The organism is Streptomyces sp. NPDC096152 (assembly GCF_044763235.1).
Classification (GTDB): domain Bacteria; phylum Actinomycetota; class Actinomycetes; order Streptomycetales; family Streptomycetaceae; genus Streptomyces.
Window position 1 is genome coordinate 861,736 of the sequence record NZ_JBIWFW010000002.1, and the last position, 12,687, is coordinate 874,422.

At 68.4% G+C, this 12,687-nt stretch carries 10 protein-coding genes and 5 pseudogenes; 4 read left to right on the forward strand and 11 right to left on the reverse strand.

What is annotated here, in order from left to right:
• Window positions 1-35: 35 nt before the first annotated feature.
• Window positions 36-2,447 (forward strand): CoA transferase, encoded by a 2,412-nt coding sequence (locus tag ACIQ9G_RS09570; protein ID WP_403607725.1) that lies wholly within the window; start codon window positions 36-38, stop codon window positions 2,445-2,447.
• 48 nt (window positions 2,448-2,495) lie between these two features.
• Window positions 2,496-2,821: pseudogene (locus tag ACIQ9G_RS09575) on the forward strand (transposase family protein); the annotation flags it as partial.
• Here the strand turns inward: ACIQ9G_RS09575 and ACIQ9G_RS09580 are convergent.
• The 4 genes and pseudogenes from ACIQ9G_RS09580 to ACIQ9G_RS09595 form a co-directional block, all read right to left on the reverse strand.
• Window positions 2,822-2,986 (reverse strand): annotated as a pseudogene (locus ACIQ9G_RS09580) (transposase); the annotation flags it as partial.
• A gap of 487 nt (window positions 2,987-3,473) precedes the next feature.
• Window positions 3,474-4,670 carry a cytochrome P450 gene (locus ACIQ9G_RS09585; protein WP_403607949.1) on the reverse strand — a complete coding sequence of 399 codons (1,197 nt, stop codon included), beginning with the start codon at window positions 4,668-4,670 and terminating at the stop codon, window positions 3,474-3,476.
• 51 nt (window positions 4,671-4,721) lie between these two features.
• A pseudogene (locus ACIQ9G_RS09590) lies at window positions 4,722-6,098 on the reverse strand (NAD(P)/FAD-dependent oxidoreductase); the annotation flags it as partial.
• On the reverse strand, window positions 6,095-6,322 hold the full coding sequence (locus ACIQ9G_RS09595; RefSeq protein ID WP_403607726.1) for a ferredoxin: 228 nt from the start codon (window positions 6,320-6,322) through the stop codon (window positions 6,095-6,097). The gene ACIQ9G_RS09595 and the pseudogene ACIQ9G_RS09590, both read right to left, overlap by 4 nt.
• Window positions 6,323-6,999: 677 nt before the next feature.
• Between ACIQ9G_RS09595 and ACIQ9G_RS09600 the strand changes: the two genes are divergently transcribed.
• On the forward strand, window positions 7,000-7,557 hold the full coding sequence (locus tag ACIQ9G_RS09600) for a GNAT family N-acetyltransferase (RefSeq protein WP_403607728.1): 558 nt from the start codon (window positions 7,000-7,002) through the stop codon (window positions 7,555-7,557).
• 96 nt (window positions 7,558-7,653) lie between these two features.
• Here ACIQ9G_RS09600 and ACIQ9G_RS09605 read toward each other — a convergent pair whose 3' ends face one another.
• The 6 genes and pseudogenes from ACIQ9G_RS09605 to ACIQ9G_RS09630 all read right to left on the reverse strand — a co-directional run.
• A complete protein-coding gene (locus tag ACIQ9G_RS09605; protein ID WP_403607729.1) occupies window positions 7,654-8,955 on the reverse strand; it encodes a cytochrome P450 in 1,302 nt (433 codons plus the stop codon).
• A gap of 504 nt (window positions 8,956-9,459) precedes the next feature.
• Window positions 9,460-9,687, reverse strand: coding sequence for a DUF6529 family protein (locus tag ACIQ9G_RS09610; protein WP_403607730.1), 228 nt, complete (start codon window positions 9,685-9,687; stop codon window positions 9,460-9,462).
• Window positions 9,675-9,884 (reverse strand): annotated as a pseudogene (locus ACIQ9G_RS09615) (DUF6529 family protein); the annotation flags it as partial. The pseudogene ACIQ9G_RS09615 and the gene ACIQ9G_RS09610, both read right to left, overlap by 13 nt.
• Before the next feature lie 139 nt (window positions 9,885-10,023).
• Window positions 10,024-10,512, reverse strand: a complete 489-nt coding sequence (locus ACIQ9G_RS09620) for a hypothetical protein (RefSeq protein ID WP_403607732.1) — start codon at window positions 10,510-10,512, stop codon at window positions 10,024-10,026.
• 2 nt (window positions 10,513-10,514) lie between these two features.
• Window positions 10,515-10,688: a hypothetical protein gene (locus ACIQ9G_RS09625; protein ID WP_403607734.1), complete on the reverse strand. Its 174-nt coding sequence runs from the start codon at window positions 10,686-10,688 to the stop codon at window positions 10,515-10,517.
• A gap of 558 nt (window positions 10,689-11,246) precedes the next feature.
• A pseudogene (locus tag ACIQ9G_RS09630) lies at window positions 11,247-11,465 on the reverse strand (hypothetical protein); the annotation flags it as partial.
• A 248-nt stretch (window positions 11,466-11,713) separates the two neighbouring features.
• Here ACIQ9G_RS09630 and ACIQ9G_RS09635 point away from each other — a divergent pair.
• Window positions 11,714-12,037, forward strand: a complete 324-nt coding sequence (locus tag ACIQ9G_RS09635) for a VOC family protein (protein WP_403607735.1) — start codon at window positions 11,714-11,716, stop codon at window positions 12,035-12,037.
• Here the strand turns inward: ACIQ9G_RS09635 and ACIQ9G_RS09640 are convergent.
• A complete protein-coding gene (locus ACIQ9G_RS09640) occupies window positions 12,034-12,642 on the reverse strand; it encodes a TetR family transcriptional regulator (protein WP_403607737.1) in 609 nt (202 codons plus the stop codon). The two genes, ACIQ9G_RS09635 and ACIQ9G_RS09640, sit on opposite strands and share 4 nt — an antisense overlap.
• Between the last annotated feature and the right edge of the window lie 45 nt (window positions 12,643-12,687).

Consider the following 12,687-nt stretch of genomic DNA (forward strand, 5'->3'; position numbering starts at 1 on the left):
TTCACCGCGCCGCCCCCAGAACGGAGACACAGAGCGTGACGGTTTTCCCCACGGATGATCCAGTAAGCGAGACGGGACGCGATCCGGCGCAGCCCCTCCCCTTCGAGGGAGTGCGTGTCCTGGACCTGTCGCGCACCGTAGCGGGCCAGCTCGCTGCCCGTCTGCTCGCCGACCATGGGGCAGCCGTCACCCTGCTGCGGCCGCAGGGGGCAACCAGTGCGGCGGTGCCCGGACCGCCGAGCCCCCAGCCATCCCCGGCCATGTACCTGCACCTCAACCACTCCAAGGCTGTCCGAGCCGTCCCCGAGGACCACTGGGAAAGTGCCGTCAGGCAGGGCAGCAAGGACGCTGACGTCATAGTCGTATCCGACCATGGCGAGGCCAAGCTCACGCTCCAACTGGCTCCGCATGCACTGGTTGCGGTCGCCACCGACTTCGCCGACGAGGGTCCGTACCGCAACTGGCACGGATCGGAACTCATTCATCAGGCGCTGTCCGGATCGATGCACTACACCGGTCTCGCCGACCGTCCGCCGCTGTACGGCGTGGGCAACCGCGCATACGTCGCAGCCGGCCTCTTCCTCTATGTGTCCCTGGCGGCCCGCCTGTTCGCCCACCACGCCGCCGAGGCCGACGGAGAGATCGTCAGCGTCGCAGTGCATGAGGCGGCGGCCGCCATGGAGCAGAACTTCTCCGCTCAGTGGGCCTACAGCGCGACCATCGCACAGCGCGGCGAGCTTAACCGGCCCAAGGGCCGCATACGCTGCGCCGACGGCTGGATGACCGTCTTCGCCATGGAGGGCAGGCTGGCCGAGCTGCTGTCGGCGGTGGGCGCAGACGACCTGGCGGACTCACCCCCGTTCTCCTCGTGGCAGACCTTCATGCACAACGTCCAGCCAGCATTCGCACAGTTGGAGCAGCGGGCAAAGCGCTACAGCCGCGCCACCCTCCTGCAGGCCGCGCTGGACCACCGCTTGGTGATGTCACCGATCCGCACCCCGAGCGAACTAAGGACCGATCCCCAGCTGCTGAGCAGGGGTTTCTGGCGAAACACCGAATTCGAAGACCGGAAGCAGCTGGTGCTGGGGCCAATGTGGCGCCCCGCGAGCTACGAACCGGGCGCCACCACCGGCCCAAGCGGCCACACCTCGCACCACGAACCGGCCGGACGCCACACGCCCGCCACCGACCAGCGCACAAGGACGTCGCGGGAAGGACCAAGGCCCTTGGCGGGTGTGCGCGTTGTCGACTTCACGACCGCCTGGTCGGGGCCGCTGTCCACCCGCATCCTCGCGCTGTTGGGCGCGGAGATCCTCAAGGTGGAGAGCTACTCGAGGATGGATGCCTGGCGCGGCCCGGCCAAGGCCCCGACCGCAACAGAGTTCTACCCGGACGGTGAGCCGGGGGAGCGGCCGTACAACCGCAACGCCTGGTTCAACGCGCAGAATCTGGGCAAGAAGTCGGTGCTCCTGGATCTGAAGACGGACACCGGGCGCCGGCAGGCCCTCGACCTGTGCCAGGACAGTGATCTGGTGGTCACCAACTTCACCCCCGGCACGATGGACCGCCTCGGGCTCGGCTTCGACGAGCTCCGCAAGATCAACCCCACCATCGTCATGGTCGAGATGTCGGGCTTCGGCGCCACCGGACCGCTTCGCTCGCACCGCGCCTACGGGCAGACCATGGAGGCCATGGCCGGGATCACCTCGCTCATTGGATACGACGAGGAGTCGGGCCCACTGGGCTCGGGGTCTGCTTACCTCGACCCCATGGGGGGACTGGCCGGCGCGGCGGCCGCGCTCACTGCCCTGCGGCACCGTGACCGCACGGGACAGGCCCAATACATCGAGCTTGCACAGCGCGAAGCTGCCATGAGCTGGATCGGCGACATCATCCTCGACGCCATCGACACGGGAGTGGACCCCTCCCCGCAGGGCAACGCGCTACCTGCCGCCTTCCCTCACGACGCATTCCCCTGTCGGGGGGAGGACCAGTGGGTCGCCATCGCGGTGCACAGCAGCGCCCAATGGGCTGCGCTGTGCACGGAGTTGGGCTGGACGGATTGGGCCGACGATCCCGCGCTGCGGGACGTGGCAGCCCGGCAGGCAGCGGGGGAGGAGATCGTAGGTCGCTTGTCGGCACTGACCGCTGAACACGACAAGATGGCCCTTGCCCGGCGCCTCCAATGCGCTGGAGTGCCCGCCGCCCCCGTCCAGAACGGAAAAGATCTCTTTCAGGATCCGCAGCTGAGGCATCGTGGTTGGTTCGCCCGCCTCGTGCACCCCGAGGCGGGAACACACGAGTACGCAGGCCTGCCGTTGGAGTCGGCGCGACAGATCCTGCAGCCGACTTCGGCGGCACCATTGCTGGGCCAGCACAGTGCCGAAGTGCTGAAGAAAGGCGCCGACGCCTCCTATTCCGAGGAGGGCAGCCGGGCCGGTCTCTGAATCCGCGTTGGTCACGTCCGGTGGGAGTGGTGTATCGACGGCCACTCGGTGATCTCGTCATTGCTATGCGGTGAGTTCGGTCGGCAGGACGGCGTCGTCGGGTTGAGCCCGCGCCAGTTCGGCAAGCTGATCACCGCGCTGCGGCGCGAGGGTGCGGATCCGGTGCGCAAGGGTCGGCCCTGGAGCCTGCCGCTGGAGGACCGCGTGCTCCTGGTCGCCGCCTACTGGCGGACGAACCTGACCCTGCGCCAACTGGCCCTGCTGTTCGGGGTGTCCAAGTCCGCGGCAGACCGCATCGTCGCCCAGCTCGGACCGTTCGCGCTCAGCAACGCAAAAGGTTCCGCAAGGACACCGTGCTGATCGTGGACGGCACCTAGGAGTTCGCGGCCCATGTAGCGGCGGGCCTCGGTCCACTCGTCGTTCTGCTCGGCCAGCACCGCGCCGACGAGGCGGATCACGGCGGTCCGGTCGGGGAAGATGCCGACCACGTCGGTGCGGCGGCGGATCTCCTTGTTCAGCCGTTCCTGCGGGTTGCCCGAGCAGGCCGCCAGGTCGGCCGCACCCATCAAGGCTTGGAAGCCGTTGCCCTATCGACCACGGTGAACGTCGGTTCGAGTGCGGCAGCTCAGCCGGGTGATCTCTTGGCCCAGCAGGCAGGAAGGCCAGGTCTCCCGTGTAGCTCGGGGTTGTCGAACCAACGAGCACGCAGGAGGCCCTGTTGCCGCCGTTGTACGTGTTCGCGCCGGCCGGGTCCGGTTCGGCTACCCGGTCGTGTGGCTGGCCTCGCGCACCGGTTCGGGAACGCAGGCAACCATCCGGACAGGCGGCCAGGCTATCCATTGGATATGACGGATGCGGAGTGGGCAGTCGTCCGCGATGCGATGCCGCTCCCGCCCTGGCAGGAGGACCGTGGCGGTCGGACGGTGGACGGGATGGGAGCTGAGGAGGGTAGCGAGTCTGTCGAATGCAGAGCTGGTCGGCCGGGCCGTCTGCGGCGCGACGTTGCAGCTGCCCTCGGCTGCCGTGTCAACCCTTACCCTGCTCGATGTCCAGATGGATGGGACCCCGAAGAACGGGGCTGGGCCGGTACGGCGGCGGGTCGGCGACCAGCCTGGGTCGGTCGAGGCGACGTACCAGCTCGGTCAACGCGATCTGGGTTTCCCGCCGGGCCAGCGGGCCTCCGAAGCACAGGTGGATGCCGCTGCCGAACCCCAGGTGCTGGTTGTCACGTCGGTTCGGATCGAAGCGGTCCGGATCGTGGAAGCGCTTCGGATCGCGGCTGCCTGAGGCCAGCATGAGCATGATCTGCGAGCCCTGGGGGATGACGGTGTCGGCGACGGTGATGTCGCTGTACGCCGCCCGGCAGGGAATGATGTGCACGGGGGGCTCGTAGCGCAGCAGTTCCTCGACCAGCGGCACGACGAGGTCCGGTTCGTCGCGCAGTCGCTGCAGCACCTGCGGGTGGCGCAGCAGCGTCAGCATGCCGTTGCTGATGAGGTTGACGACGGTCTCATGGCCGGCAATGAGGAGCAGTCTGGCGGTGGCGACGATATCGGCGTCGGCCATCCGGCCGTCGGGCCCGACGTCGTTGGCCAGCCGTGACAGCAGGCCGTCTCCCGGCCGGCCGTGGCGCTGTTCCACGAGCTCGCCGAGGCACTGGTACAAGTCCTTGCGGGCCTGAAGGCCCTTGTCCAGTTTCTCCTTCGGGTCGGTCTCGGGGTTGTAGTCGATCGAGTTCATGATGTCGTTCACCCAGAGGTGGAACCTCGGCTCGTCCTCGCGTGGCACGCCGAGCAAGTGACAGGTCACGGTTACGGTGAGCGGGCAGGCGAAATCGTCGACGACGTCGATCTGCTCCTTGCCCGCCACATCGTCGATCAGGCTGCCGACGGTGGCGGTCAGGAAGCCTTCAAGTCCGGTCACCAGTCCAGGGGTGTGCGGGGGGCCGAAGTGACGCATCGCCATACGCCGCAGGCGATCGTGCTCGGGCGAGTCCATGTGGATGAACGACGACGTGGCCCTTTCCTCGGCCGGGGGCATCGGACGCGTCAGATTGCGCAGGTCGGAACTCAGATGCGGGTCGTTCAGTATGTTCGTGATCTCGCGATAGGTGCTGATGACGTAGCTGTCGTCCTCCTGCCGGGCCACCGGCGTCCTGCGCAACTCGGCATACAGCGGGTAGGGGTCGGCCCGGGCGGAGTAGTCGAAGATCCGTTGCAGCATGCCTGGCGTCCCGGTCGTGGTCGTCTGGCCTTCCTCCTGCCGATGCTGGTGCACGGCCGTGGCGCGACGCTCACCCGGGTCATAGCCTGTGACGACCACCGTGGCATCCTGCGCGAGCAGGGCGGGGCCGGGGAAGTCGACGGGCACCGGTTTCGTGTCGGCCGGCTGGTCCGGCGTCGGGCAGGGAGGCGGGAAAGGTGCGGCCATCTCGATCAGCCGTCGGTAGTGGTCCAGCCACTTACCGTTGTTGAAGCTCACGGCAGCCGTGACGCGGCCTCGATAGCCATATGCGGTGACGAAACGGTGGTCGTCCAGCGATCCCTGGGTGACAAGCATCTCGTCGGCGAAGGTCGGCACGCCGACGGACTTGATGTTGGCGCCGAACTGGATCGACCAGAACCGCGGGATGGACAGGTGGGGCCGACGGTCCGCCGGGGCGCTGACCATGTTGTGTGCCGCGACCTCTGCCTGCTCCACGGCGTTGGCCCAGTGCTCCTGTGCGATGAGCCGGGATTCGTAGATGGGGTTCGGGCAACGTGCCACGTCTCCCGCGGCGAAGACGTCGTCGAGGGCGCGGCCATTGATGTCGAGGGCGCGGCAGCCCGTGTCACAGGTGATTCCCCACAAGCCCGCCGCCAGTCCCGACTCCCGCAGCCACTCGGTGTTGCGGATGCTCCCGAGTGCCACCACCGCCACATCGGCGTCAACCGTACTGCCGTCGTCGAAGTGAGCACGGCGGAACCGTCCCTGCGCGTCCCCCTCCAGCCGGGCGACCTTGACACCGCACCGCAGGTCGACACCATGAGCGCGCTGCATGTCGGCCGCCACCTCACCGATCATGGCGCCGAGCGCCCCGACCAGCGGGGCCGACGCGAGTTCGGCGACGGTCACCGGGATGCCCCGCTCCCGGCAGACGGAGGCGATCTCGGAGCCGGTGAATCCCGCACCGATGACCAGAACGCGGGAAGGCCCGGCGGCGAGGGCTCGCTGCAGGCTCTCGGCATGCTCGCGTGTACGTACGACGAACACTCCGTCCAGGGCCGCCTCGGACTCGACGAACCACGGCCGGGCCCGTACCCCGGTGGAGATCAGCACCCGGTCGAAGGGGACGTCGTGTCCGTCGGCGAGTCGCACGTGGTTCGTCGCGAGGTCCAGCCGGCTGGCGGGCACGCCCAGCAGCCACTGCGCATCGATATCACGACGGCGGGGCAAAGCGGTGCCCCCGGCCGGCACCCACCCGGTCAGTACTTGCTTGGACAGGGGAGGCCGGTCGTAGGGCTCGCTCAACTCGTCGCCGATCATGGTCAGCGATCCGGTGAAGCCCTCGTCTCGCAGAGCCTCCGCGGCCCGCAGTCCCGCCAGCGAAGCTCCGACGACCACGATGCGGCCATCGCGCTTGAACGCAGGCAGGTTGTCGGCACCGGTCATGGCGGCGACGCCTCCGCCGGTGCGTGCGGCGCCTCCAGCCGGTCGACCAGGATTGCCTGGACGGGGCAGGCCGCCGCGGCGCGTAGCACCTGGTCGCGCTGGGCGTCGTCGGGATTCGGGTCGTACATGAGCGCTTCCTCACCGTGCATCCGGAACGCCTCCGGAGCCAGGAACGCGCACTGCGCGTAGCCCTCGCATCGGGAAAGATCAACGACAACTTTCACCTCGAGCTCCCCAGGGAGTGGGAGCTGCAGACCCTCAAGCCGGCGCCACTCCGGCGCGCAAGGGAGGATCCGGCCGCTGCCCACCCCTGCGAAGTGAGAGGGGGTGCACCACGCTCGTCGGGTCCCCATGGAAAGAATTGATCACCGCGGCTCAGGCGATCGGCGCCTGACTAGGGACCTAGCTCTGGTGTGGCTGCATTTTGGTTGCGCAAGCGGCGCTCTTTTGGATTTTCGTTTCGACGGAAACCATGTGGCACGGTAGGCCGGAAAACCGTCAGAAAACCAGCGTAACAGTGGCACCGATACCGGCGAGTCCGATGGCCCGGGAGACGAACGCCTGACATCCAACGTTGACATCAATGACGCTGGACAGCGGCGTACCTTGGTGGAGAACCGGCGTACGCGGCACGGCAGCGAGACGCCGAGTGTGTAGAAGGTCGGATCGAACTACTAGGGCGGTGACCGGCGGCAGCCCATGCCCGTCGCGTGCCCACTCGGCAGGACTCGGGCAGTGGCGCTCGACCGGGCCGTTGAGACTCCGTCGATCGCGTGGGCAGGCTCCGGTGACGGATCCCGATCTTCACAATCGTCGCCATGGGTACCGCCATGAGCTGACTGGCCCGGTGCCTCGGCGTGCCTGTCGGCCTCGCGCGCACAGCAGCGTGCTCAAATAGGGCATGGGATCGTCCTGGACCAGTAATCGGGTACGCCTGCGCGCTGTCGAGCCCAACGACTGGACGACGTTCGCGCGTTTCGCCGACGATGACGGGCCGCAAGGGGGCCGGCTGGATCTGCCGAGGTCTTCCGAGAGCTACCGCGCCTGGGCGAAGGAGCAGGCCGTTGCCGAGTGCGATGACGACCGCTTCCGGTTGGCGGTCGAAGCGACGGCCACGGGAGAGCTGGTCGGTACAGTCGGCTCACATCGCACCGGCCCTCGCTCAGGATGGTTCGAGTTCGATATCACCATCAGCGCCAGCCACCGGCGCAAGGGCTACGCGACGGAAGCCGTGGTGCTGCTGCTGCGCTTCATGTTCGCCGAGCGGCGCTATCACAAATGCCTGGCGGCGGTTTTGGCCCACAACGAGGCATCGCTGGGACTTCTTCGTGGCCTCGGCTTCACCGAGGAGGGGCGCTTGCGGGAACACGTCTTCTTCGCCGGCGGGCACCACGACCTCGTCATGATGGGCATGCTCGTCAGCGAGTTCGACCGGCGACACACGATGAGCGAACCATGAGCCGATGATCCAAGCGCGTGTGGAACGGCACTCGGACTTGATCGACGTTCGTTGTTCGCGGGTGGAGGCGGCCTGCCACCGAAAGCAGGACTGCCCTCAGCCGCGCAAGGTGGCACGCAGGTGCAGGCCGGCGGTTGCGAGGCCTTCGAAGGTGGTGACCCGGTAGCCGGGTTCCGCGTCGGGCGGCTCGCTCAGGTGGTAGCGGCGGGCTGTCTGCGCGGTCATGAGCGTGAGCATGGCCATGGCCAGGGCGGCTCCCTCGCAGCCGTGCGGCCCGGTACCGAAGCCGAGGAAGACCCCGGGTTTCGCGGACAAGCCCGAATCGTCGAGCCAGCGTTCGGGCCGGAACCGGTCCGGTTCGGGGTGTTCCTGTGTGTCGCGGTGGGCGGTGTAGGGGCAGACGAGAACGGTGGATCCGGCGTCGATGGTGTAGTCGGCGAGCTGAGTCTGTCGCGGGGCGCGCCGGGTGAGCAGCCAGCTCGGGGGGTGCAGCCGGAGCACTTCGCGTACCAGCGCCTGGGTGTATTGCAGGTTTTCGAGGTGGGTGCTGGTCGTCGTGGCCGGGTCGGCGGGCAGCAGGGCGGCTTCGGCCGCGACGCGGTCCGCGGCCTGGGTGTATCGGGCCAGGTGGAGCAGGATCCATCCAGCTGCCCGGGAGGGTGTCTCGAAGGTGGCGACGGTGATTCCGGGGAGGGTGTCGAGGATGACTTCTTCCGACAGCGGGCTGTGGCGGGAGGAAGGCCGGAGCATCTGTCCCAGCACGTCGTCACCGAGCTGGCCCGATGAACGGCGCCGGCGGACGATGGGCCGCAAAGCGTTGGTGAAGGCGACTTGTCGCCGTGTGCGGAACCGCCGTGCCGGTGTGGGGACCCAGCGCGGCCACACCCAGTGAGAGGGGCGTACGAGCACCTCCCGGGCCACGAAGAGCTGCCAGGCGAAGGGCAGCAGGGCAGGAGCGTCTTCGGAGAAGAGGTAGCGCACTCCGATCTCTGCCAGGACGGGCCGGACCAGGGGCAGAATCTCGACGTCCTGGCCCGTGGGCCACTGGTCGGCAATTCGAGCGGTCCCGGGCGCGATCTCACCGATCCGGGCCGCAACCGCCTGGGGGCGCAGTCCGTGCATGCGGGCGGCGCGAGCGTGCACCCGTTCCTCGGGCATCGGCGCTCCGCCGATCCGTTTCAACGGCGGGAAGAGGGGCGACGACGGCTTGGGGAAGTCCTGCGCGCGGCGCAGGACCGCTTCACACACCCCGGCCGTAGCGGCTACGTAGACACCCGACTCCAGCTGCCATACGTCCCCGCACTCGTCAGCGCCACGGCGCGCGAGTGCCAGCCGGTCGCGGCTCCAGGCCGCGAAGCTGCCTCCGGGCAACCGCGGCGGCTCATTCACTCGGCCCATGGGATCGCCCCTGACTTCTCGTACCGGTCGGCCGATATCGTCGGCAGCGTGGCCAGGAGCCGGCGGGAGCCCGGGGGCGCCCGCCGAGCGGGAAAGTCACACCCTGTCCTAGCCGGTGTGCGTGCCCCAGTCGTGGGCCCCGTACGCACCGTAGTTGCGGGTGAAGGACAACTTGGCGAGCAGCTTGGTGATCATGAGGCTCTCCTCTCGTTTGCCTTCAGCACCATGTGCCGCATGTTCCATTTTTTCGCATATGGCACATGGATACAAGGCGCGTAACTGCGGGCCGGGCCCGCACCCGCCAACGTCGCCCCGGTGTCGGCCGTCAGTGTGGCCCCCGGCCGCGAGGTGTGGCGGCGCCGGGCACCTCAAGACCGGCGGCACCAACGCCCTGAAGGAACGGAACGGCATTCGCGTGAACCGGTCACCCGCACCTCGGGAGGCGGCGGGTTGGTGACCACCGCCGATAGTGGCCGACGACGGCACCGAACCGGCGCCGTCCGCCTACAGACCGGGCGCCCAGTATCCGTTCAGATACCAGAACGCCGCCGAGTACCAGGCCAGGGCGATCACCGTGACGAGCGCGCCACCGGCGAGCGGGAGCGCCCAGCCCGGCGAGCGGCGGTGGCGCACCACGACGACATTGGCGACAAGGGCCCGAGGAAACAGCCGGCGAGCGAGTGCAGCGCCTCGCGGGTTCCGGTCAGGCTGACGCCGTAGGCGATGATGCATTCCTGGGCGATCGGGAGGGAGAGCACGAAGGCGGCCAGACCGATCAGGCGGTGCACGGTGGGCACCGGGTGCGGTGCGGCGCGCAGGCCGGGCAGCTGGCCGTACATCCACAGCGCGAGGAGCAGCTGGATCAGAGTCAGTCCCAGCAGAGCGCTGCCCAGCTGGGCCTTGAGCAGGAAGACGCCGTGGCCGTGCACCCCGAAGCGGCTGCGCCGCTACTCCGGGGTGTGCACCCGCCCTTACCAGATGAGGACGGTCACCGCCAGGGGCAGCAGCAGCCACAGCAGCCCCGGGAGCTGCCGGGGTTCGGTGCGCGAGGCGAGGAATGCCATGTGATCAGCCGCCCCCGCCGTCGGCCTTGCCGCTCCGAGGAGCGCCAGCCCGAGTGGACGCAGAGCGCGGTGGGCCGGTGATCAGAAAGCCCACGAGCGAGGTCACAGCGCCGACGGCCTCGGCGATCGCGCTGCCGGTCCTCTTCGGCCCCCAGAACGGCTCGTACATGTTCGGCAGCGGACCGAGAGCGCCCACGTTCACGTACCCATAGAGCAGCACGGCGCCCAGCGCGGAGACGGACACCAGGAAGGCGAACGCCCACACCGGCCGCCGGCGACCGAGGAGCAGGACCAGCAGCGCGGCCAGGGACGCTAGGGCGGCTTCGAGGCGGAACAACGTTCCCTGGCTGATCTGCTGCCCGACCCGGTCATACGGAGAGGCGAGGCTGGCGTGCACGTAGGCGTCCACGGCCAGTGCGGCCGCAGTCACCACTTGGAGCAGCACCCGGATGACCGTGTGGTGGCGCGGGCGGACGCCGGGTCCGGGAGCCATCGCTACTGCCTGGTCGCGGTCGCGGCGGCGCTGCCGGGGGCCGGTGACGCCGGGCCGTTCCCGCCGACCTGGAGGTGGGTGTCCATGCTGAGTTCACGGTGTTTGTCGATGGAGCACCACAGTTCGTAGCTGCTGGCCTGGAGGGTGACGGTGAGCCGCGCCTGGCGAAACTTCACTCCGTCGCGGGCTGGGCGCGGAGATCCGAAGCAGTGCACGGCCATGTTTGGCGGACCTCCCTTCCGCGACAAGACTGGCCCACGTTCCCGGCCGCGCCAACGCCGACACTCTCCGCGGGCGGGCCATCACCCGATCGGGCCGCCGCGGCCACCATCAGCAGTGAAAGGGCCGCAGCCCGAACTGCGGCCGGTGACCGGCTGCCCCGCGCAGGCGAAAGTCGAATCCGAAGCGGCACGGTGATGTGAAGCGGTTGTTGTACCGATCTTGTTGGGCGCCAGTTCGAGTGCGGTGACTCGGTCGCGTGATCTTCGGCTCCCGCGTGCATGAAGGGAGGGCCTACTGTCCAGCTCGGGATTGTCGAAGTCCCAACGACCTTGATTGCCCGGTCGTGTGATTGCCTCGCTCACCGGTTCGGGAACGCGGGCGACCATCCGGACCGCGAACCGCGGTATCCCTCGGACATGAGCGACCGAGTGGGCGGTCGTGCGAGAGGCGATGCCGGTTCCGGCGTGGATGAACGGCAGGGGCGGTCAGCCGGAGGGCAACTGCCACCGGCAGATGTCGGCCAGGCGTCGGCCACGCGCGTGGCTGTAGGGCTCCGTGCACACCGGCCAGGGTTCGTCCGCCGGCCACAGCAGCGGACCGCCCACGGATCTGTCCGCCACGTCCGGTCGGCCCGGGCGCGGATGGAGCCGGGTGGTGGTGCCACAGTGGGCCGACAGTCCGGGGAACAGCGCCTCGACATCCAGCGGGGGTGGTGGTGTGGTCCTCGATATACACGTGACCTTAGACAGCAGTCGGACGCCATGATGCAGCACCTCCGGAGGCAACAACCTCCACATCAATGAGGCTGCGCCGTCTTGAAGTGGCTGGTCAGCAGGGGTGGTGTGACCCGTTTCGGGCTGCTCGTACTGGTTGCGGGCGGCAGTCTGGGGTGTAGATCCTCCGGCGGGGTGGTGTTGCCGATGAGTCCACCGTCCTCGAACGGTCTACCAGCGACACGACCGTTCTCGACAGGAGTGCCATGTCCACCATCCAGCCAGTGATCATCACTGCCGACCAGGACGTTCTGCTCGGCTTCTACACGAAATTGTTCGGCGCCGAGGAGATCTTCCGGGTGCCGGCGCAAGGCCCGGCCTTCTACGTCGGCTTGCGCATCGGCGACACCGACCTCGGGCTGGTGGCCAAGACGACCCCGGGGACCGGGGTGGCACCGCGGATCCTGCTCAGCATCGGTGTCGACGAAGTCAGTGATGCGGACAACCTGGGCTGCACGGCACCTGCCCCGTACGTCTCAGGGGATCCCGCCTGTGGCGCCGAGACCGCCGGTGGAGTGACCTACCGTTAGGGCTTGATTTGCCGCCGCCATGGGCGCAGGGCTATGTCGGTGGCCTTCTGCAATGACTCGCGGATCGCGGCTGGGTTGGCTCGGTGCTCCGGGTCCTCCATCAGCGTGCTCAGGGCGCCGGTAGCCGCGCCGACGAAGGCGCCGACCAGGGCGGCGGCGCTCACCGCGTCGAGCCGGTCGGGGTAGGCCGCAGCCAGGTGTCGGGCGATCTCGCGCTGGCTCTCCCACTGCAGTTGTAGGGCACGGCCCCGGACCGCGGCCACCTCCATGGTCAGCCGGATTCTCAGGGCGGCGAGCGGGCCGCTCATGTCCTCGCTCTCGTCGTTGGCCTCACGGAGCGCGCGCAGCAGGACATCGGCGGGCTCCTCATCCGGCGAACGGCGGGCGATCGCGTCGACCGCGACGCACACCCTGCGGTCGGTCTCCGGGAACAGCACATCCTCTTTGCTTGGGAAGTAGCTGAAGAAGGTGCGGGTGCCGATCTCAGCGGCGGCCGCAATGTCGGCGATTGTGGTCGCCTCATAGCCCTTCCGCTCGATCAAATCGACAGCGGCGTCGACCAGCGCCTGCCGGGTGCGGGCCCGCTTGCGGTCGCGAAGTGACATGGAGACAGTTTACCGCACGGAATGCTGGATGGCATCCATTGCAAT